21 protein-coding genes are annotated in these 22,470 nt (G+C 41.2%); 11 read left to right on the top strand and 10 right to left on the bottom strand.

The annotated features are described in order from the left end of the window. The first annotated feature begins 20 nt into the window (after positions 1-20). From D7Z94_RS17970 to D7Z94_RS17950, 5 genes are all read left to right on the top strand, one after another. Positions 21-476 (top strand): SRPBCC family protein, encoded by a 456-nt coding sequence (locus D7Z94_RS17970; RefSeq protein ID WP_120712935.1) that lies wholly within the window; start codon positions 21-23, stop codon positions 474-476. A gap of 15 nt (positions 477-491) precedes the next feature. Next, a complete protein-coding gene (locus D7Z94_RS17965) occupies positions 492-761 on the top strand; it encodes a hypothetical protein (protein ID WP_120712934.1) in 270 nt (89 codons plus the stop codon). A gap of 72 nt (positions 762-833) precedes the next feature. After that, positions 834-1,967 carry a serine hydrolase gene (locus D7Z94_RS17960; protein ID WP_120712933.1) on the top strand — a complete coding sequence of 378 codons (1,134 nt, stop codon included), beginning with the start codon at positions 834-836 and terminating at the stop codon, positions 1,965-1,967. Between the two features lie 8 nt (positions 1,968-1,975). Beyond that, positions 1,976-2,488 (top strand): SRPBCC family protein, encoded by a 513-nt coding sequence (locus tag D7Z94_RS17955; protein ID WP_120712932.1) that lies wholly within the window; start codon positions 1,976-1,978, stop codon positions 2,486-2,488. Positions 2,489-3,028: 540 nt separating this feature from the next. Next, positions 3,029-4,435, top strand: coding sequence for a serine hydrolase domain-containing protein (locus tag D7Z94_RS17950; RefSeq protein ID WP_120712931.1), 1,407 nt, complete (start codon positions 3,029-3,031; stop codon positions 4,433-4,435). 200 nt (positions 4,436-4,635) lie between these two features. On the opposite strand, the gene D7Z94_RS17945 is transcribed toward D7Z94_RS17950, so the two are convergent. The 3 genes from D7Z94_RS17945 to D7Z94_RS17935 form a co-directional block, all read right to left on the bottom strand. Further along, the gene (locus tag D7Z94_RS17945) at positions 4,636-6,087 is read right to left on the bottom strand and encodes an alpha/beta fold hydrolase (RefSeq protein WP_158594676.1); all 1,452 of its coding nucleotides are present in this window, start codon (positions 6,085-6,087) and stop codon (positions 4,636-4,638) included. A 17-nt stretch (positions 6,088-6,104) separates the two neighbouring features. Beyond that, positions 6,105-7,604, bottom strand: a complete 1,500-nt coding sequence (locus D7Z94_RS17940) for a M61 family metallopeptidase (RefSeq protein ID WP_120712929.1) — start codon at positions 7,602-7,604, stop codon at positions 6,105-6,107. Between the two features lie 154 nt (positions 7,605-7,758). Then, positions 7,759-8,820, bottom strand: a complete 1,062-nt coding sequence (locus D7Z94_RS17935) for a helix-turn-helix domain-containing protein (protein ID WP_147415925.1) — start codon at positions 8,818-8,820, stop codon at positions 7,759-7,761. A gap of 318 nt (positions 8,821-9,138) precedes the next feature. On the opposite strand from D7Z94_RS17935, the gene D7Z94_RS17930 reads away from it, so the two are divergent. Continuing rightward, positions 9,139-9,849 (top strand): GntR family transcriptional regulator, encoded by a 711-nt coding sequence (locus D7Z94_RS17930; RefSeq protein WP_158594675.1) that lies wholly within the window; start codon positions 9,139-9,141, stop codon positions 9,847-9,849. Positions 9,850-9,854: 5 nt separating this feature from the next. Here D7Z94_RS17930 and D7Z94_RS17925 read toward each other — a convergent pair whose 3' ends face one another. The 7 genes from D7Z94_RS17925 to D7Z94_RS17895 all read right to left on the bottom strand — a co-directional run bounded on the left by D7Z94_RS17925 (position 9,855) and on the right by D7Z94_RS17895 (position 17,025). Then, a complete protein-coding gene (locus D7Z94_RS17925; protein ID WP_120712926.1) occupies positions 9,855-10,817 on the bottom strand; it encodes a phosphotriesterase family protein in 963 nt (320 codons plus the stop codon). 5 nt (positions 10,818-10,822) lie between these two features. After that, positions 10,823-12,181 carry an FAD-dependent oxidoreductase gene (locus D7Z94_RS17920; RefSeq protein ID WP_120712925.1) on the bottom strand — a complete coding sequence of 453 codons (1,359 nt, stop codon included), beginning with the start codon at positions 12,179-12,181 and terminating at the stop codon, positions 10,823-10,825. Positions 12,182-12,185: 4 nt separating this feature from the next. Further along, positions 12,186-12,971: a sugar isomerase domain-containing protein gene (locus D7Z94_RS17915; protein WP_120712924.1), complete on the bottom strand. Its 786-nt coding sequence runs from the start codon at positions 12,969-12,971 to the stop codon at positions 12,186-12,188. Then, positions 12,968-13,894 (bottom strand): ROK family protein, encoded by a 927-nt coding sequence (locus D7Z94_RS17910; RefSeq protein WP_120712923.1) that lies wholly within the window; start codon positions 13,892-13,894, stop codon positions 12,968-12,970. Before D7Z94_RS17910 ends, D7Z94_RS17915 begins: the two co-directional genes overlap by 4 nt. Before the next feature lie 12 nt (positions 13,895-13,906). Then, entirely contained in the window at positions 13,907-14,692 is a 786-nt protein-coding gene (locus D7Z94_RS17905) for an SDR family NAD(P)-dependent oxidoreductase (RefSeq protein ID WP_120712922.1), read from the bottom strand. A 107-nt stretch (positions 14,693-14,799) separates the two neighbouring features. Further along, positions 14,800-15,996 carry a Gfo/Idh/MocA family protein gene (locus D7Z94_RS17900; protein ID WP_120712921.1) on the bottom strand — a complete coding sequence of 399 codons (1,197 nt, stop codon included), beginning with the start codon at positions 15,994-15,996 and terminating at the stop codon, positions 14,800-14,802. Between the two features lie 96 nt (positions 15,997-16,092). Further along, a complete protein-coding gene (locus tag D7Z94_RS17895) occupies positions 16,093-17,025 on the bottom strand; it encodes a sugar phosphate isomerase/epimerase family protein (RefSeq protein ID WP_120712920.1) in 933 nt (310 codons plus the stop codon). A 139-nt stretch (positions 17,026-17,164) separates the two neighbouring features. Between D7Z94_RS17895 and D7Z94_RS17890 the strand changes: the two genes are divergently transcribed. The 5 genes from D7Z94_RS17890 (at position 17,165) to D7Z94_RS17870 (ending at position 22,460) form a co-directional block, all read left to right on the top strand. Next, positions 17,165-17,677: a YfcE family phosphodiesterase gene (locus tag D7Z94_RS17890; protein WP_120712919.1), complete on the top strand. Its 513-nt coding sequence runs from the start codon at positions 17,165-17,167 to the stop codon at positions 17,675-17,677. A 110-nt stretch (positions 17,678-17,787) separates the two neighbouring features. After that, a complete protein-coding gene (gene rluF, locus D7Z94_RS17885; protein WP_120712918.1) occupies positions 17,788-18,534 on the top strand; it encodes a 23S rRNA pseudouridine(2604) synthase RluF in 747 nt (248 codons plus the stop codon). Positions 18,535-18,569: 35 nt separating this feature from the next. Next, a complete protein-coding gene (locus tag D7Z94_RS17880; RefSeq protein WP_120712917.1) occupies positions 18,570-19,616 on the top strand; it encodes an alpha/beta fold hydrolase in 1,047 nt (348 codons plus the stop codon). 241 nt (positions 19,617-19,857) lie between these two features. Next, positions 19,858-21,186, top strand: coding sequence for a carboxypeptidase-like regulatory domain-containing protein (locus tag D7Z94_RS17875; protein WP_120712916.1), 1,329 nt, complete (start codon positions 19,858-19,860; stop codon positions 21,184-21,186). Positions 21,187-21,407: 221 nt separating this feature from the next. Next, on the top strand, positions 21,408-22,460 hold the full coding sequence (locus D7Z94_RS17870; protein ID WP_120712915.1) for a S66 peptidase family protein: 1,053 nt from the start codon (positions 21,408-21,410) through the stop codon (positions 22,458-22,460). The last annotated feature ends 10 nt before the right edge of the window (positions 22,461-22,470 follow it).

Raw genomic sequence — 22,470 nt, 5'->3', positions numbered from 1 at the left:
ATACAATAACTACACCGACCATGAAATATACTACGGAAATCACTATTGATATCCCTATTGAAGCGTTTGTCCAGAAGTTGGACAATCCTGATAATATGAAACATTGGCAACGAGGCCTTGTCAGCTATAAACAGCTCTCCGATACACCTGGAGCAGAAGGGGCCCAAATGGAACTACATTATAAAATGGGCAAACGCGATATGGTACTCATTGAAACCATTCTTAGAAGCAACTTTCCCCATGAATTTCATGCCACCTATGATACTAAGGGAGTACATAACATTCAGAAGAATTATTTTAAGGACATAGACGGACATAGTACCCAATGGATATCCGAGGCGGAATTTCAGTTTTCCAGTTTCATGATGAAAGTAATGGGATTCTTTATGCCCGGGGCTTTTAAGAAACAATCCCAAAAATATGCCGAAGATTTTAAGGCCTTTGCGGAAAAAGGCATCTCTGTTGCCGATACATAAACCTTTAGAACCAAAGTGAAGAAAAGAATACGACTTATTTGGGACTTTAGGGGCCCAGCCGCAGATAAAACGGCACAACATCACGAAATACATTTGAAACAGTATAGTGCCACCATTGATTTAAACAAGGGGCTTGCAGGCTCCAAGCGACTAAATGATGTTCACAGTATTGCTTATTTAATCGTTGATGAATCTGAAATGATCAAGGTAAGGGATGCTTTGAAGCCACATCGTGGAGAGATTTACGAGGAGAGCTCGCCAGGGATCTCAAAAGAAGGGAAATAGCCTGATCTTGAAAAACATATAACCATTTTTAGCCCAATGCAAAAAAAACAACCGACCAAAACTTAAACTAGAATGAGATTATTCTTTTTTTCCCTAGTTATATGTAGTGTTTTAATGGCTTGTTCACATGCCCAGGTTTTGGAGAATCCCCTGCAAAAAGTGCTTTCCTCGGAGAATCCGAATATTAAACGAGTTATGGATAGCGTAGACCAATTTGAAGTACAGATCCGCTATACCCAAATAGATCGCAAAAAAGATAGCATCATTTTTACAGATCACGATTTTAAAGTGGAGAAGCACAATTATTTCTATCCCGCAAGCACAGTAAAATTTCCCATTGCCGTATTGGCCCTGGAAAAACTGAACGAAATAGATACATTGGACAGGAATACCCGTTTTTATGTGGAAGGCGATTCCATCGAGACTACCTTCGCCAAGGCTATTTCCGAGATTTTTGCGGTTAGCGACAATCACGCCAATAATCGCTTGGTAGAATTTTTAGGTCAAGATGCGATCAATAACCGATTGAGGGATAAAGGCGTGGACCCAGTACGGATTTCCCACCGTTTGGGCTATCATTCCGATGATGTAACTACAAAACCTCTGATCATTTACCTTAATGACAGCACAACAGCCACATTGGAGGGGAGTACAAATACGGCTGCAAGGCCCTTGCAACTGAACAAAGTGAGGAAAGGAACAGGGTTCTATGAAGAAGACTCATTAATGAAAGAACCTTTTGACTTTGGTCTGAAAAATTATTATCCCATAGATGCCCAACATGGGGTATTGAAAAGGGTCGTTTTCCCGGAGAAGTTTTCCGATAAGGAAAAGTTCCAACTTACCGAACCACAACGGGAATATCTATTAACGGCCATGCATACCTTGCCCAAAGCCGTGGGTTACGACCCAGTGGAGTATTATGATGGATACTGTAAATTCTTTTTGTACGGCGATACCAAGGAAAACATCCCGGGGAACATAAAAATCTACAATAAGGTCGGTTTTGCTTATGGCACACTCACAGACTGCGCTTATATTACGGATACGGAAAATAATGTGGAGTTTATGCTTTCGGCCACCATCCTTGTAAATAAGGACGGTATCTTTAATGATAATAAGTACGAATATGATGAAATTGGTATTCCCTTTTTAGCGGAGTTGGGAAGACAGTTATATGATTACGAACTAAAACGTATTAAATAATAAACCCTATGGAAAAGCTAAGTTTTGATTCTTTCACCAAGAAAATATATATAAATACTACAAAGGAAAAACTCTATTGGTGCTGGGCAACTCCTGAAGGTATCTGTTCCTGGTTCCTGAGAAAGGCCGAGTACTTCTCACCGGAAGGTGAGCAACGTAGTAAAAAGGACTCTATGCAAACCGGCGATAGCTATATTTGGGAATGGCACAATTGGGATGACCAGGAAAAGGGACAAGTTATACGGACCAATGGTACGGATTTCCTAGAGATTTCTTTTACGGACAGCAAAGTCTCCGTACATATAGAAAGTCAGGGAAACGCATGTCTGCTAACCTTAAAACAGTATGATATTCCAACGGATGAGCAGAGCAGTTTGAACATCCATTATGGTTGCAGCAATGGCTGGACCTTTTGGCTGGCCAACTTAAAGGCTTATCTGGAGCATGGCATTCTGCTCAATGAAACAGAAAGGGATCTTCGGAATATTCCTTTGGTCGGGTTTGAATTTGTGAATCTTTAGTAACAATACTTGTACCCAGAAGCCTACAGCCCTGGACTCTTTACAAAAAGTAATATTGAAATCTTTTTTTTCCTTTAAAAGCTGAAGTAGCGAAACTACCAAAAGAGACCAAGAGCGGGAAACTCTTTACAAAAATCTTATGGTCAAGAAATAAGGTGGGAAAAAATTAGAATTTAATGGTACTCCGGAAATAGTGCCGTTGAAGTGATTAATATGAACCATAACGTCCTCAGCGGTTCTATACTCTCGAATACAGCGTCATGTTTTGTTTTTTAGCAGCTTCAATCCTCACTTATTGTATATATTCCAATGGGGACTACTACGGCCGGACATTTTGAAAATTTATTTTCAATCGCCAATCCGGGTGAATTTTTGTTCTGTGGCGAAGTTCTGGAAGAGATGAAACAAGCCGCACTTGGAATGGAGTTTTCCTTTGTTCCGTTCTTTTATGGAACAATTTAATTGGCCATACCCACCTTCCTTCTAAGTTCCAAAAAGTGCCTATTTTAGGAGACCTCCTTTTTGATTACACTAATTAGTATGATTGTTTACTTTTATGGTACATGCAGATTGTATAAGATTCTATATCCTTATTGGCGACAATTCCTTAAAATGAAAAAATGTGTTTATATCTTAATTTTTTTATTGTCAATTTCCTGTCAAAGGGACAAAGGAAACATCAATTTAGAGCACTATCTTCAACAGCTCCATGAAAGAGACCTGTTCAATGGGGCAATTATTGTGACCGAAAATGATAGTGTACTATTTTCTAGAGGATTTGGTTATGCGGATTTGAGGCTTCAAACACCCTTTGACACAGATACTCCGATGGATACTGGTTCAATTACCAAAACCTTCACTGCGTTTGCAATGATAATGTTGGTAGATTCAAATAAAATTGATTTAAACACTCCTGTACAGGATTTCATTCAAGATTTTCCATACGAATCAATAACTATTCGTCATTTGTTGGAACAAACTTCGGGTATTGTTTCGGATGGTTATGTTTTTGATAATGTACAGAAAGGAGTTCTCTTAAGCAATAGCGTATTTCTTGAATTTCTGATTAATGATGAACCTAAATTAGAATTCCAGCCAGGTAGTCAATTTATGTACAACGCATTCAATCATATTCTTCTTGCCATCATAATTGAGAATATAAGCAAAGTTTCCTATGAAGACTTTATAAGGAAAGAAATTGCAGAACCGCTTGGCATGGATGATTGGTTTCTTAGACCGACAAGGTTAAAGGGCTTTCCAAACAATCGAGCCATGGGCTATTCCATCGAAAAAGGCACAGCACAAGTAAATGATTCTGACGATTTTGAGGCATTCTATGGAGATTGCAATTTGTTTTTTTCTGCAGAAGACTTATCCAAATGGAGCAGGTCTTTTATTTCAGGCTCTATTTATCCCAAAGGAAAACTAGCAAAGGAATTAAATATGAAAAATTCCTCAAGTGACTTCAATATTCTTCATTGGTACAAAAGGACCGATCAAAACAAGTATCATTTCACAGGAGATTGGAAAGGATTTTATACCATGGTCTATTTTGACATGGATAAAAAAAGGTCAATAGTCCATTTATCGAATGTAAAATTATCATACTGGCTTAGACCAGCACTGGTAAGAAATATTAATCATTACTTGGATATTGGCGGAATACATGATTGGGAACATCCCGGACAGTTAGAATTCACAGATGAAGAAATAATTGGTAGCTACCGGTTGAATAAAGATCAGGTTGCCCGTATCGGCAATCATAGTGGCATGCTTAAAATTCATAAAAACAATACATCTGTTGAGCTTTTTAAATTGGACTCTGGCTTTTACTATGCACCGGGAGTTGACCTATGGGTTTGGTTTTCAAAAAATGGTAAAGCTAATTTAAGGATACACTGCGCTTCAATTTATGATTTAGAATCTGGATTCAAAAACAGCGACTAATAACAGCTATAAAGTATGATTCACTTTATGGTCATTTCTTGCTTTTAAGCTTATATTAAAAATAATGCAACGATCACAAATCATAGCCGATACCTATCGTCATTTCCTAGTTCCGTAAATCAACATTTTTAAGACTAAAAAAATATACTTTCAAATCATACCCCAAATAGGGAAATAAACGTATTTGTCATCCAAACCATTTAATGGAGTCTTAGATTCAAAGGCACTTCCAATCTGACCGGTAACTTAAAACTTAATGGGTCATCACTGGTCAAATAACCGATTAGTACAGGAGCCAAGATGTCAAAACCTTCCCTGAACAAGTCGTGCGAACCGTATTTGACCTCCAAAATCCTCCCGTTTTCAAAGTGTTCCAAAATTTCCTTTGCATTGGTCAAAGGGGTTCTCGCATCGTGATCTCCATTCACTATCAACAAGGGTGCCGGTGACTTAAAGTTAGCCGTCAAGGTCAAATTAACATTCCTAAACGGTAATAGATCACAGGCCTCAAAGTTGATATTGTTGAGCGCATCTTCTAAAATAGCCGTTTTACTTTGTTCCATTACCATTTTCCGTCGCTCCATGGAGGCACCCGAGGCACAATCCGTTAGTACTGCCATTAGGTTACGGGACTGTCCCAAGCGAATCCGAATCGCATAGGCCGCTAACCAAGAAAAGTCCCCTTTTTGCATTTGCAAATAATGATATGGAAGCTCTCGATATCCCATTCTTCCAAGTTCCAAGGCCGTGACCAATTGTAAATCGTAAGCTCCTAAAACGATTGGCACCTCTTTATTGGTGACAGGGTGTAACGTATTTATCTGGACAGGTTCCTTCTCCAATTTTCGAATTATTGTTTTTACTAATTCAATAAAAGATGGAAGTGTTTCGGAATGGCTGGCATCCTCCGAAATCAATTCCGACAGCTGTTTCAACATACGGTCCGCATCCAATGGAAGTTTCATCGTGTGACCCAGTCCTTCGGCACTATCCAATAAAACCCGCTCTACTCTATCAGGATAGCGTTGCAGATAGGCCAATGCATGGTGGCTTCCAAAACTACCCCCAAATAGCATAATCTTTTCATACCCCAATAAATTCCGAACGGCGTCAATATCATCGGCCATTTCCAAAACGTTATAACCGGATAATTCCCGCCCTTTATCCTGCCAATACAGAGCGCAATTTTTCATAAAGGCCTTATAAACCCGGGAGAAACCCTCTTTGGTAAGGTCAACGTCCAGGGGTAGCTCAAAAAACCCAGGGCAACTTAAATTAGGCTCGGACCGGCCATTTCCCCGCTGCTCCACTACAATCACATCGCTACGTTTCGAGAAGGAATGTAAAATCGGCATTAAATCCTCCAAGTGTTGCAAAATAGAGGGATTATCGCCAGGCCCGCCTTCAAAAACAAAAATGGGTGGAAACGGATCGGGATGCTCCGTTCTTATCCTAAAAAAAGGTAATCTTATTCTTTTGGATACCGAACTATCTCTATTTTCCGGCACATTGATAAATCCGGATTCACCGGTGTAAATTATTCCATCCGTGCCGGTTATGGCAACCGTCCCAATTTCCTCATTATCTTGGGTTTTTTGACCCTTGCATGCTAAATTCAATAATGCTAGGACGAGAAATATATTCCTTTTCATACTAAAATTATTCAGGGTCATTTTAAAAGCCCTAAAAGACCTTTAACCATATCTTTTTCGAAAGGAGAAGCACTTTCTTTTTTGGCGATGCGAAGATTACCTTCTTCCATTTTAGCATGCAACCCGGCCATGGAGAGATAATCCGCTATGGGCAAAGGTTCTGTCCCGGCTATATGGGTTTTGAAAAAGTTAGTTTGGTCTTTTGAACTCAACTCGCTTAAACTATGCTGTATATCTTCAATAGTATATCGCTCATTCGTTCCACCATACTTTTGAAAAAAAGCTTTCATCAAATGATCCAAGCTCTTGGCATTGGCCGTAGCCTTACGAATAATTATGTCTTGCGCTATGGCAACGAACAATCCTCCACCATAAATCAATCCCCAATGAGCATGTTTTTCCTCCCCTTGTATCATTGATATTTTACCAACCCCCTCATCTTGGCTATACCGCTGATAAAAAAGATTGTTGAGCACTTGAAAATAGGCCTCGTCGTTCAAAAAACCGATATGGCGTAAAGCTTTTAAGGTGTAAAAATTAGTAAAGCCTTCTTTAAACCATTCGGTGTCCTCCCCTTCAGGTAGAAAGGACTTCCCATTCCACAAGTGAAAAAACTCATGGGCAAAAATAAATTTGGAAATCATTTTGGACATCTGATCTCCTCCCTTTTCAACCAAAATACTTATGTTATTGCCTATTACCTCTCCGTCTGTAGTCCCTGCACTGTTGATAATAACCACCGCCTTGTCCAAAACATTGTTGGGCGACGGATTGGGCACCCCACCCATTAGGTCGATATAATAATCCAATATCCCCGTTGCCATATCTTCATAAGTCTGCTTTTCGGTCAATACCTCTTCTCCCCCTAATGCAAAAACCAATTCAAACCCTTCTTTTCTAAATGAAAGCTCATCATGGGTACCAGCAAATAACATGGCTTGCATCAAGGCTGAATGGTTTTGAGCCTTGAAGGAGTGCTTATCAGGATTCAGCTTTTGCCATGGCGTGGTTATCTTCCATGATTCGGGTATACTAAAGTCAATACGGATATCCTCCCAGTCCTCCCCGTGAAAAATTAAAAGGGCCCTTGCGGTGTAAAATACGCCCCACTCGGTGGCATAAGCCACTCCGTCCAGTCCTCCACTCCATTCGTGGTTTTCGTGGTCAAGATGCACCTTATAGCTTACGGTTATTCTTTCTTTAATCGACGATGGCAATCTCCACATGGCGTCGTCCATCGGTGTTAAGGAAATCGACTTTCCTCTGGAATCCACAGCTTTGATGTCTTGAACAAAAGTGGCCCACCTTTTAGGAAGTTGACTGGCACCGTTAATCATGTAGAGCACGCTGTCTTTAGGGATAAAGGACATCCTGACTTTGGCTATCCTAACGTTTTTTGAATCAATAGTAATATCGTAAGCGATCTTGTCTTCTCCTAAATTTAGTTGGGGTTGCTTTGCTTGTGTTCCATAGCAAATACATAGGACTAATGCGGTAAATTGTAGTAACGGTTTCATGATGTCATTTTTAGACAGACTGGATTTTTAGTCAGTAACCAGCCTAAAGATTATTGATTGATGAAATAAATGCTATGACAATACTATTAAAATCAAGATGGCTTCTTGAATTTTCATTGTTCGCATTTACAAATCAGAACAGGAAAAGAAGATTTCAAATAATATCCTTTAGAAAATCTGTAGGGGTAGAGCCCTTCTCTTTCTTAAAGGCGGCATAAAACACAGATGCCGACTTAAAGCCCGCCTGCCTGGCCAAGCCCATAATGGTATATGACTTATGCTGTTGATTTTCAAGTGCCTGAACTACTTCTTGGACTCGAAAGCTGTTGATGAAGGTATTGAAATTCTGATGGTATTCTTGGTTGATTTTGAAACTCAATTCGTGATAAGGCATCTGTACCAGCTCGGATAAAGCTCTAATATCCAGCTCTGGGTCCTTGTAGTACTTCTGCTCCCGAATGGTGGCTACCAAAACATCAGTTCCACCATTCGGCATTTGGGTCTTATTTAATTTTCTTCCTCTATAATTTGATTTAGGAATGACTTCCACACCTAATTTTTGATAGAAAAGATACAGGGTCATAACGGAAAATAAAAGTGTAATATTAAGATAGAACAAATTAGGCAGTGGTTGCACGTAAAAACGGTATAGGAAAAACAATAAATTAAGAAACCAAATGGAAGCGATGCCGTAAACCAACAATTTTGATGTCCATGGAAAGTTGATATCTTCCTTTCTAAACTTGAGGAAAATTACAATCAGATAGACCAAAAAATGAAAATTCCATAAAAAAATCATCCATTTGCTCTCCGTTAATGATCGCCCCCATTGACCAAAACTACTATGAGGAAGTACTATTGAAATAATAGTAATGGCCAAATAGCAGTAAAAATGAATGAGGTGTACAGACCATAGATTCGTGAAGTGAGCCTCTTTGCCAAGACCACGTACATATAAAAACAATAGAGGCGCTATCCCGAATATAAGAGCATTTGTAATGGGCTCAAACCCATTTAAGGAATCACTATAGCCCATAAAGTTAAATATGGTATTCAAGATTACCGATCCGAGAATAAAGAACAACAAGGAAAGAATAGGATTTGCAAGCGTTCTACCTTCTTTCTTTTTGAGGTACGAGAATGATAATAAAAAGCAATTCCCTACCCCTACGGCATTCATCAGCAAAGAGACTTCTTTTATTACGACTAAATCCACATCAAAACTTCTTTTCTATTTGGACGACAAAAAGATATAAGTGTTACAGTAGAAATACGGCAATTCCCTCTGGAATCAAGAACTTTAAAAGTGCTACAAACAAATTATTCTTACAATTAGCTGTGGGTTCTCTGGGAAATTTAAAATGGGTCAGGTCACTTGTTCCAATTAGGTGAGAATTATAAGTACTTTACCCTTTGCCGAAGTTATCATTTTTTAAAGTTTGGCAATGCAAACAAAGCAAGATTAGGGATTCATAGGTTTGGCCAAAGTTTCTATTATGACGTATATTGCCTGATAAACAGCGATTCCCTACTATTGAAAAAAGCAAAAAAATACCAACGGATTCAGGAATACATAAAGAGGAGGATACAAACCGGTAAATACCCCATAGGAAGTTATCTGCCTTCTGAGCACGATTTTTGCCACAAGTTCGGCACAACAAGGACCACGGTAAGAAAAGCTCTTGACGAACTGATGAAGGAAGGTTTTATCGAAAAGGAACATGGTAAGGGCAGCAAAGTTCTGGAACGGCGTAAATCCCTGGGGCTATTGACGATAAAGGGGTTTTCCGGCGCGATTGATTATGAAGTGAAAACGATACTGACCAAGGAACCAAAAATTACGAATTGGGACCCGACCATAGCATTTTCCCTAACACAGGAGGAGCAAAAATCCAAATGTGTATATTTTCAACGGGTTCGGCATATTAACAACAGACCGGTGGTATTGGAGAATAACTGGTATTCGCTTAATGCCTTGGAGATTATTAAACCGAATGATTTCGTAGAGGGTTCTTTTTTTAAAACCCTGAGTCAGGAATATCTAATTGAAGTAATGGGTGCCGAACAAGAATTAAGATCAATAACTGCCACGAAAGAAATAGCACAAAATTTGGGGATTTCCGAAGGGAATCCCATTTTGCATATTTCGGTTCGGTTTAGGACCAGTAAAGCGGGCCTTAACCTATATGGTGATCTATATTGTAACACCAAAGAATACCCAATACGCAATAGTTATTTCCTATAATTTGTTCAAGAGGGTCTAAAGAATGCGTATAACATCTTTGGGTTTTCAAAAAATACTTGCTGATAATACTCCTCCAATCCTTTTGATTTTAGAAAATCAGGTATGGTTTCAATAAGATAGTTCAACCCAGGTTGGCCACCATAACTCTTCCAGTAGGCATTCTTGGCCATATCCATACCCATGGTAACCTGTTCGGGATATTCCGGGAGCAGTTTTTCCAAAAGATGTAGGGTATGGTTGGGCTGGTCTTTTTTCCAGCGGAAGGCACTATCGTATTCAACACGGACACCGACTTCCAGAACTGCCCTGTTATACTCAACATCCATTGCACGATCTACGTGTGACAAAACAACGTGTTGCAAATTTGCGCCCAATTTCTCAAAAAGTAAGGCTTGTTCCAATGCCTGCCTGCCAAAATTGGTATGTGTTAAAATCGGGGCTCCGGTCTCCAGGTGTGCATTGACAACGGCCCTAAAAATCAACTCCTGATGTTTTGTAAAGGATTCATCTCCTGTGGCCAATTTAATGAGCCCCGCCTTATGGGGCGTTCTTTTGACCAAAGGACCGGAATAGTCAAACTGATCGATGCCCTCTTCAATATCCGCTATAAAAAGTCGGGTCAAGTCATCTTCCGTACTATAATAGCGCCAATGGCTTTCCGGGTAGTAGATTTCCAAGTGAAGACCTGTGGGTACAATAATGTTTACCCCGCTATTTTCACTAACCTGCACCGACTTTAAAACGTTTCTACCACTATTCGCCGGCATAGTATCCACCACGGTTCTCCCCCCGGCATTGTAAAAACTGGTAAGCTCGGTAGAAATTTTACGAACATCGTTCAGCAAAAACTCCGGGTGCTTGGCGGTAACATAGCAATCATCTATAACAATATGCTCATGGGCATAGGTAAGCCCCATTTCTGTGACGGGCCTATCACCGAGAACCGTTCTAAAAAAATCTTGTTTCATTGTTTTTAATTATTCGCCCATCCATTTCGGGAGATATCCGCAATCTTACTTGGCGTGTCCAAAATAGCTCCTAGTTCAATTAGGGAATCCTGTAATTTTGAAATGTCAATATGCTTGGATTCCTGGTCGGTGTTCAATGATTGTACCGCAGCAATACCGGCAGCCTGTCCCATACTCATGGTCTGGGCCATGGACCTACAGGAAGCGTGGGCGTCATGAGTCGCGGAAAAACATCGACCTACAACCCAAGAATTCATACTTTCTTTTGGAATAATGGTTCCGTATGGAACACCATAAGTTCCTCCATTGGGAACATATTGCCAAAAGGTCTCCGATCTGTCGTCATCGGACTTTCTATGGTCCTCAATAGGCGCGCCACAAAGAAAAATCTGATCGTCAAACGTTCTAGCGGACATACAATCTGCTTTGGTCAATCGGTATTCACCAAAAACGCGACGGGTTTCCCGAACACCAATTTGATGGGACAGTCCAATTATTTTGGCATTCTCATAACCGGGAACCTCGGCCCTAAAGAAATCCTCAAAAATAAAGGCTTGCTTGCGACCCTCAATTTCAGCCTTGGTAATGCCCTCCACATCCAAAGGATCCAAGTCAACTACTTTTACGGCAACTGTGGATATACATTTGGGCTGGCACATTTCATGAGCGGACCCTTCTTTTCGTGGCAGGGGATGTGAGCCTTTTTCATAAACAACCGCCATTTTTTCCTTGAGCATTTTCTTACCTCCCGCCGCTTCATAAACCTGATGCTCCACATTGGACATCCGAAAGGTAGTTGTCATACTCTGTGCGGGTTCTTTTTCCCCGGCAAGTTCATAGGGAATATCTGCCCAATGGCAATAATCTGCATCGCCGGAAGCATCAATAATGCGCTTTGCACTTATGGAAAAAAAACCCATTCCCTTATGGAAGAAGATGCAGGTAGAAGTTTCTCCCACACTTTCCACACCCACCAAGGTGGAGTGGTAAAAGACTTCTACACCACTTTCCATGAATAAATTATCCCAAACCTGTTTTAGTTTTTCAGGATTGTAATTAACACCCGTTCCCGCCCCATACGTATTGGGCCTTAAAAATATATCTCCTGATCTGTTAAGGGTATCCACTATTTTGTCCGGTATACCTCCAACAATTTTTTTTGGGTTGTCAGATGGAGTAAAAAAACCGTAGAACGTATCCAGCATTTGTGTGGAAGTACCCCCAGGAAACCCATAACGTTCCACAAGGGTTACTTTGAATTTTCCTGAAGAAGCGGCAATTGCGGCGGTAGACCCGGCACTTCCGCTGCCAATAATGAGAATATCCGTTTTATAGTTTTTAGTGATTTTTGAAGTAAAGTGCATACAACTATTTTTGTGACCCTACATTTTCATACAATTTTGCCATTAAATGGGCATGTTCGTCATAGGCCGATTCAAATAACTCCTTTGCCCGTTCCTCCCCAACGATTTTACCACTGCTCAAGACCTTGGGTGACTTACCACTTTTATGAAGTATATTGGCCAATTCTGCCTTGATTGAATTTATGATCAAAACGCCACCTAAGGTGGAGCCAGGCGACACAGGGGAATCGAGTCCATCCAGATAAATCATGGCATCACCTAACGGCGCTCCGGTATCCAGAACGTAATCGGCAAAATCGGTCAACTTTTTGCCATCGGCTCTTTTAGAAGTGCTGCCTTCCAAGTGTTGACTGCTCACCAGGGCCACCACCTTAATGTTTCGTTGTTGGAATTCCTCGGCCATTTCAATAGGAACCACATTGCAACCGCTAGAGGAGATGATAAGTGCCGTATCCAATGGGCTGGTATCAAAGTTTCTAAGGATACGGGCCGCGAGCCCCGATACATTTTCAAGGAACATCGCCTGCCGCTGTCCATTGGCACCTACCACTAAGTTATGAAAGGACAGAGACAATTCCACTATCGGATTAAAACCAGGAAAAGACCCATAACGCGGCCACATTTCCTCCACCATTATTCGGCTATGTCCCGATCCGAACAAGTGTACCATCCTACCATTTAAAATAGACTTGGCGAACAGTTGTGCCACTTCTTGAATTATGGACTCCTGTCTTTCTACAGTGGAAATGATGTCCCTTCCTTTTTCCAAATACTGTTTTGTAATGCTCATTTATCTCTTGATTGGCTATTGTTGTTCCTGGCAAAAAAGGCCGCTCCAATGGCGCCGGCAAAACTACCGTGCCTTGCTGCCTCTAGTTTTACTTTATATCCTTTTGGCCTCCATTCATAGCGGGTCATGAAATCTTGTAAGGGTTCCATCAAAGAAGCTTTGGCGCCTGCCGTTATGCCACCTCCCAAAACAATCAGTTCCGGAGAAAGTATATTGGTGAGGGAGGCCAATGCAACCGCCAGTTTTTGAACGGACTCCAACCACCATTTTTCTGCTTTTTCTTCTCCCTTTTTATAGGCATCTACCAGTTCGTGGACACTTTGATATCGACCTTCGGTCCTTTCAGAAACCGAGTAGTTGCCCATGGCATGTTCCAAACTGCCCGGCATATTGGTCATGGTAGGTGCGCCATCATAGGCAACGGTCATATGGCCTACATGACCTGCCCGCTGCAAATCTCCCTGATACAAATCTCCATTAACAATGATGCCCCCACCAACACCGGTACCCAAAGTAAGCATAAGCATATGTTGTATTTCCTGCTTCTTGTAAAAGGACTCGTATTCCGCTAAGCAGGCTGAATGCCCATCGTTTATGACTTTAATGCCTTGCTGTAATTCTTCGGACCAATTAAAATTTTCTATACCCTGAAGGCGCTCGGGCATGTGGAGAATCATCTGGTTTTTTTTATCGACCAGACCGGGAGCCGAGATGGCGCATTGCAGTGATCGATTATTTTTTTTAGCATATTGATTGGTCTTTTCTGTGATTTTGGAAACTATTTTTTTCTTCCAAAATTCCGCATCTATAGCACCATCTTCAGTCAAAACCTCATCTTGCTCCAGGATTTCACCTTCCCCATTAAGGATGACGGTCTTAATTTTTGTCCCTCCAATATCGATGCCCAAATAATGCTTCGTCATTTTTTCAAAGACTTATATATATTGTCCCTCACTAAGAGTCCAACCTCCATCCACGGATAAGACCTGTCCGGTTATAAATTTGGAATCTGGATGTAGGAACATCAGCACGGCATTGTCGATATCCTCAGATTCCCCGGCGCGTCCTCCATCCAAGGGTTGTTTCGTTTTCAAAAATTGTAATATCTCCCTATCCTCTGCCGCTCGTTTTGCCATGGGTGTAATGAAAAGGCTTGGCGCAATGACATTAACTCGAATATTATGCTGTGCATAGTAAGCCGCAATGGATTTTGAAAAACCTATGATAGCGGACTTCGCCGCAGCATAGGCATGGGTGACAAAATACTTGGGAGATGGGGAGAAACCCAATACGGATCCCATGTTCAAAATGATACCTTCCTTTTCATGTTCAAGAAAATACCGAATCATTGCCTGGTTGGAAAGCATCAAGGAAGTTAGGTTCAATTCCAAGGTCTTGTTCCAACCATCCAAGGTCATTTGGTCCAAAGGGCCATCGCCCCATTTGCGACCGCTTCCGCCTGCTACATGGAATAGCCCGGTAATACCTCCAAAAGCGTTATTGGCCATTTGAATCGCAGTTTTTATGGTTTCAGGAACGGTGGCATCACCACTTATTGAAAGACCGCCTTGTCCTAAGACTTTCTCCGCCTTTTTACAATTATCCGGATTTCTTCCCACCACGAGAACGTTAGCTCCATTGGCTTTCAAAGCCTTGGCCGCTGTGAGACCCATTCCGGTAGTGCCGCCCATTATGATATACGAGGTGCTCTTAAAGTCCATAACTTCCAGATTGTCGAAGATCTATTAACCTAATTTGTTTACGTATGCTCTTTGGTGTCCCAACCTCTAAAGATTGCATTCCCATTGAGGTTTAATCCTTTATATGCCTAGGACAGGGTAACTTTTTTGGAAACCTTTCCTGTTTTTTTATGTTTTAATATCACCGCGACATCCCCATTAGGTAAAATTTCGTCCTTGATCAGATAATGGTCGTCATCGTAGGATTCCCAGTCTTTTTGACGGTCTTCGGGTTCGTCTCCCCGCCAATCCTCCAGGATTACGGGTTCCCAGGTCTTGCTATCCGCCGACTTAAAGGCGGCATCCAGAATCGCGTTGACCACGTAGCCATCATAAAAGGTTTCCAAGGGATCCCGATTTTCTTCAATGGCGGTAAACATGTCCGTAAACATATGTGGGTATCCCAATTCATGGGCCTCATCTCCGACCGGAAACAGCCAGCCCGAATTTGATTCTGCTTTTTCGGCCACATAACCGTCATCTCCTTTTCCCGTAGTGAACATTTCAAAACCCGTACGCAAAAAACTATTGACCCATATAGTACCTTCGGTTCCCATAACCTCGTCCCGTAAGTCCATTCCGCCTCTAAATGTCCAACTCACCTCGAACTGCCCAATGGCTCCGTTTGCATATTTCACCAGTCCAATAGCATGGTCCTCCGCGTCTATGGGATGTACTTGGGTATCTGCCCAACACATAACCTCGACGGGCTTTATGTTCTTCCCAATAAAATTCCGGCTTATTTCCACACAATGGCAACCGAGGTCTATGATTGCTCCACCCCCGGATTTTTCCTTATCCCAAAACCAGTCACTATGAGGCCCCGGGTGGGCTTCACGGGATTTTGTCCAAAGCACGCGACCGATATCTCCACGTTTTACGCTTTCCATTGATTTCAAGAACTTGGGGGTATAGCAAAGATCTTCGAGATACCCTCCAAAAATTCCCGCCTCTTCCACCGCATCGAGCATACGTTTGGCTTCTTGGGCATTTCGCCCGAGCGGCTTTGTACAAATAACATGTTTTTTGGCCTTGGCGCAGGCCAGTACGGCAGCCTCGTGCAAATGGTTGGGCAAGGAAATCAACACTACATCTACATCAGGGTGCGAAATGGCCTCTTCCATAGAGGTGCTATAAAAGGGTAGTCCATAGTCCTTGGCAAAACGTTCGGCATTGGCCTGGTTTCTTGAGTAGACCATGATTACATGATCCTTGCGTCTTTGTGCGTGTAAGGATTCCGCATAAAATCGAGCTATAAAGCCCGAACCTAGCATGGCAATTTTCATAGTATAGTTAATGTTTTAAGTTCAATATTTAATGGAATAGTTTTTAAAGCTACTATTACGACTTTATCTTATTCGGAAGCGACCGATATTGATATACTACCATCCAAAAGTCTTTTCCACAAATTCCCGGCTCACTTTCCAATCTTCCTTCAACTCATTTTTAGGAATAAAATCATTAGGAAATGCCAATTCTATGGCGGTCTTCCCCTCAAAATTTTGGGCCTTAAGCGCAGCGGCGATCGGTTTAAAATCCGTATCCCCTTGCCCAACATATTCAGACCAGGTACCATCCTTGTACTGGTCTCGTATATGAAGATATACAATTTGTGGGCCATAGGCATTGATAAAATCTACTGGGTCCACTCCCCCTCGAATCAACCAATTTAAATCAGGGCCCAACTTAAAATCGGGAATCCTGGTCAAAGTTCCTCTTAAATCGTGCATATCATTCTCCACTTCATACGTATGATTGTGCAAATTGGCCTCTATACCATTGTCCTCACAAACGAACCTAACTTTTTTTAAAAGAGCAGCTTGCGCATCGAGTTCCATTTCGGTTTTAAGCCCGTCCTTTTTGCCTCCCACGGATATCCCGAATGTTTTTCCACCTACCTGGGCCAATCGCGGGACCACAGTCTTTATATCCTCCATAATCGTCTTATGCTGTGCAACATCCCACATCTTAAAACCAACGCCATAGGAAGATCCCGAAACGGGTAATTCATATTTTTCTATGAGTCTGTTTAGGCGTTCCACGGAATCATCATGGCGCAATTGGCCTTCCATAATCTCCACGCCATGAATACCTGCATAGCTCAAATCGGAAAATACGGTATCCAAAACAGGTGTGCAATCCCAGTCCGGAGGAAATCTACTGGCATAAATCCAGAGATGGGCATTTATAGGAATCTCAATTTGGGTTTTATGGCCTTTAAATGACGATAGCAAATTACCCGGTACAAGTAGCATCCCTGTAGAACCCAGACTTGACTTTTGAACAAAACTTCGTCTATCGATCTTTTTTTCCATGTTTAGAAAGAGTGGATTTATCCGAATTACTATGGAACTGGTTAAAGATAGTCCATACAACTTGTACGTACAAGTTTTTGTAGTTTAATATTGATAAATTTGAAAAAGATCTAAATCGTTAAACCTAATCTTCCGTACTATGAAAATTGCCATCCTCTCAGATATTCACGATCATGTGAACAACCTTCAAAAGGTTTTGGAAATGTCCGAATTTCAGGCTACCGAAGCTATGCTGTGCTGCGGGGATCTATGTTCCCCCTTTATCCTTAAACTATTTGGACAAGGGTATTCACGACCTATCCATATTGCACTTGGCAACAACGATGGTGATGTGGCCGCCTTCATCAAGGTCTCAAAAGATTATCCGAATATAAACATACATGGGGATTACTTCAGGGGAGAATTGGCCGGTAAGTCCTTGGCTATGAACCATTATCCGGAAAAGGCAAGGATATTGGCAGAAAATGGCGGTTTCGATGTGGTCTGCTACGGACACAATCATAACCTATCATCCAATGAAACCATAAACAATACCCTATTTATAAATCCTGGGACACTTATGGGGTTCCATGGGGGTAGCTTGAAGACCATTCCGGCCACTTTTCTCATTCTGGACACAGAAACCTTAGAAACTGAAGTATTTGAACTTTAAGGGAAGCCATGCTTAAGATGGATTGCTTCTTTTTCTAAATTAATGGGAACTTCCTGCACATCTTGTGCCCAATCAAAAACGCTATCTTTGCGCATTCCAAATTATTACAAGTGCCAGACTTAAAACCCGTTCGGATTAACAAGTATCTAAGCGAAGTAGGCTATTGTTCTCGGCGTGAGGCCGACAAACTTATCGGCCAAGGGCGGGTGACCGTTAATGGGCAAATTCCGGAGATGGGTTCTAAAATTTCCGAAAACGATACGGTACATGTGGATGGGGAACTCATTTCCGAACCCAAGGAAAAACCGGTGTATTTGGCCTTTAACAAACCTGTGGGCATTGTTTGTACTACCGACACTCGGGTGGAGAAAGACAATATCATAGATTTTATCGGTTATCCCAAACGTATTTTTCCTATTGGCCGTTTGGACAAAATGAGCGAGGGTCTAATATTTCTTACCAATGATGGGGACATTGTTAACAAGATCCTTAGGGCTCGAAACCGTCATGAAAAGGAATATCTGGTCACTGTTAACAAGCCCATTGACTACGATTTTGTACACAAAATGGCCAATGGAATACCTATACTGGACACGGTGACCCGTAAATGCAGGGTAGAACAAACAGGGCGCCAGGAATTTAAGATTATCCTGACTCAAGGCTTAAACAGACAGATACGTCGTATGTGCGAATATTTGGGATACCGGGTAAAAACCTTGAAACGTGTCCGTATAATGAACGTCAATTTGGATATTCCCGTAGGGAAATGGCGGTATCTTAGCCAAAATGAACTTAATGAAATCTCCCGATTGGTCAGGGCTTCTTCCAAGACTCATGATGAACGGAACAAAAGATAAAAAGCAGGAATAATCTAAACGACCTTTCGGTCAACATGAAAAGGAAATTGAAAATTGCACTTATTGTAATAACAACAATTATACTTCTACTTCCAATTTTTGGTTATGTGTATTTGTTTCTATTGCCCGTATCCGCTTCTAGCTTAATCGTTTCCTCACAAATAAGTGAAGGGAATACTATGGTAAAATCGGGAATGGCAACCGACAACAAGCTGATCCTCAAAGATGGCAGAACATTAGGGTATGCCGAATATGGAGACCCGTTAGGATTTCCAATATTTTACTTTCATGGGGGACAGGAAAGCAGGCTATCCTCTGCCTTTATGCATAGCACGGCCCAAAATATGGGAATACGGATCATTGCCCCGGATAGGCCGGGTATTGGATTATCTTCCTTCAAGAAAAATAGGACCTTCTTGGATTGGCCCAGGGACGTAACCGAACTTGCCGATCATCTGCAATTGAAAAAATTTTCAGTTTTTGGTCTATCCGGCGGGTCGCCCCATGTGTTGGCATGTGCCCATGAGATCCCAAATAGGATACACAAAAGTGCCATAGTTTGTGGAGCTGCGCCTTATAATTACAAAGGTAGTTTAAAGGATATGTGGCCTCCCGTAAAATTCATCCATTGGTTGGCTTCCCGGAAAAATGACAACGGATTGCGAAAAGTAATCCTGAACGACATTAAGACCTTATTGAAAAAACCGGAGAGCCGTCTAAAACAGTTTCAGAATTATCTGCCGCTGCCGGATAGGGAAATTATGACCCAAAGACCGGAATATGGATGGGAATTTATCGATGGTAGTGTTGAGGCCTATAAGAATGGTATTGATGGAGTAGTACAGGAATGGAAGCTATATGTAAACGATTGGGGCTTCCGAATTAAGGACATAAATGCTCCCATTCTCCTTTGGTATGGGACCGAGGATAAAATGTCCCCTTACCACAGGGGCATTCATTTGGATTCGGAGTTAATCAATTCCAAGCTCCAAGTGCTCGAAAACGAAGGTCATTTTTCACTCATTCGAAACCATTTGGGAAAAATACTGCATGAATTGGAGGGTACTTTGCCAATAGAATAAGTCAATAATACAGAGCTGCCATATTTTTTGATAACTTCAAAAATAGTATCATTTCGCCGAAGGTAGGTGACTACTTCTTAGTTAGATTTCGACTTAAAAATTGGATTTGAAGAATACTGGGGCCAATGTTCAAAATGTACAAATAAATTATGGTTTATTACCATCTTTTTAACAAAGTATTTCGTTAAAAATCACTACCTTAGAGTTAAATTTACTATTCTAGCGCCAAATATCATTCACGATGCAAAAATTTATACAATTACCCAACAAATCCCTAGTGGCTGCATTATTAGTAGTGTTTCTCATCGGGGTAACCGGAACGCATAAGGCGTCTGCTTTTTTCCAGGATGCCCAACAACAAGATACTTCCTTCAATCAATATAAGGGAGAAGTGATGGATGCGGCGAACAAAAAACCGTTGGTATTCGCCACCTTGACCATTGAGGGAACCAATATAAGTACCATTACCAACACGGAAGGCGAGTTTGCCTTAAAAGTGCCCAAGGACATAACGGAGGGTAACGTCGTTGTTTCTTTCTTGGGATATAAGGATAAGATGGTGCCCTTGGCCCAGTTTGGCAACAATAACAATAAAATACAAATGGAGGTATCCGTTATGGAACTTTCCGAGGTTAATATTGAAATTCCCAAGGATGCCGGCGAATTGGTTAGACAGACCTTAAAAAGAAAGGGCGATAATTACTTCGTTGACCCTACTTTGATGACAGCTTTTTATAGGGAAACCATAAAAAAAAGAAGGAAAAACGTTTCCCTGTCGGAAGCAGTTGTAAATATCTATAAAACACCATATACTTCACCACGTAAGGATGCCGTGCAATTGTACAAATCCAGAAAAAGTACGGATTATAGCAAATTGGACACGGTGGCCTTAAAGCTGCAGGGAGGACCTTTCAATACTTTGTTCGTGGATGTTATGAAATATCCGGAGTATATCTTTACCGAAGAGTCGATAGGTAAGTACGTATTCAGCTTTGATCGTTCCACCAGGGTCAATGAGAAGCTTATTTACGTAGTTAATTTTGAACAGCACAATAGTATTCCAGAACCACTTTATAAGGGGAAACTATATATAGATGTTGAGAACAAGATTCTTACCAGTGCCATATTTTCACTTAATATTACCGATAAGAATCTGGCCTCGAGAATGTTTGTGCGCAGAAAACCAAGGAATGCCAAAGTATGGCCTACAGAAGTAGCTTACAGGGTGGATTACAGAGAAAAAAATGGCAAATGGTACTATGGTTATAGTAATGTGCTCTTGGAATTCAAGGTCAATTGGGATAAAAGACTATTTAATTCAGTCTATAGTATGACTTGTGAAATGGCCGTAACCGACTGGGAGAAGAATTTGGCCAGTGAGTTTCCAAAATCGAAGGAAAGAATGAGATCCTCTATTATTTTGGCCGAAGCGGCCAATGGTTTTTCCGATCCTGATTTCTGGGGAGAATACAATATTATAGAACCCGAAAAATCCATTGAATCCGCTATTAAAAAAATACAGCGACAATTAAGAAGGGCTAAATCCAAGGGTGGAGCATCTGCTCCTTAAAACTATCGGGTAACGATACATATGAAAAGCCGTTGAAGAACATATTTTTTCAGCGGCTTTTGTTATTTTTCAAAGTTGACTCATAATCCAAGTGTTATATCCGCGCAAATAGCAGTGGTGTCTAAATCACATAAATCCAAGCCCACCTGCTTCAAAAGTATGTTTCTGCGTATTTGGTCTTGTTTAAATTTATTACTTTGACGTTGTTTTTATACAAACCCATGCAAAAAAGAAGACAATTTATTGGTTCGGCTCTTGGTATATCTGCTACAATGATATTCCCAAATAATGTGTTCGGCAATAGTAATTTTGTTTTCGAGGACGAACGCATTTTCCCCGCCCGATTACGTAAAGGTGATGTAGTGGGTTTAATCGCCCCTGGCTATGCCATAAATGAGGAAGTTCTGGAAGAGGCAAAGACTACGCTAATGGCAATGGGCCTTATTCCCTATCATACAGAACGTATCTTGTCAAAGCATGGCTATTTTAGCAATACCGATGCCGAAAGGGCCAAAGATGTAAATCACATGTTTGCCAATCCCGATGTAGGTGGTATTCTATGTGCCAGAGGAGGATATGGTTGTACCCGGATTATGCATATGTTGGACTATGAAAACATAAAAAAAAATCCTAAGGTCTTAATCGGTTTTAGCGATATTACGGCGCTTCTGAACGGTATCTTCAAAGAAACCGGACTTATTACCTTTCATGGCCCTGTAGGGAGTACACTCAACGACCCTTATAGTATTGAGCAATTACAAAGCGTAGTAATGTATCCCAAAGATCAATTGCTCATCCAAAATGCCAAAATTGAAAATCAACGTTTAAAGAAGAATCCTGAATACGAACGTTATGTCATCACTCCTGGTATAGGAGAGGGCAAACTGTTAGGTGGTAGCCTAACTCTTATCAACACACTTATCGGGACACCCCATGAAATTGATTTTACAAATGCCCTTGTCTGTATCGAGGATGTTGAAGAAGCTCCCTATCGTATAGACCGTATGTTGACACAGTTACTGGCGGGCAGGTCATTTTCCAAGGCCGCAGGTATACTTTTTGGTGTAAGTGCAGGTTGTAATTCATCTACCAATCCTAACTCCTTTAGTTTAAAAGAAGTGATTATGGATAGAATAGGGCCTTTAAAAATACCTTCGGTATATGGGATGAGCTTTGGCCATGTGGCCCAAAACCTTACCTTTCCCATTGGGGTTAAGGCCCGATTAAATACAGAGGATATGACGTTACAGCTCCTAGAAAGACCCTTGGAATAATACTTTCCAC

The organism is Ulvibacterium marinum (assembly GCF_003626755.1).
Taxonomy (GTDB): Bacteria; Bacteroidota; Bacteroidia; order Flavobacteriales; family Flavobacteriaceae; genus Ulvibacterium; species Ulvibacterium marinum.
The sequence above is the reverse complement of the archived record's forward strand: the minus strand, read 5'-3'. Positions and strand labels throughout refer to the sequence as shown.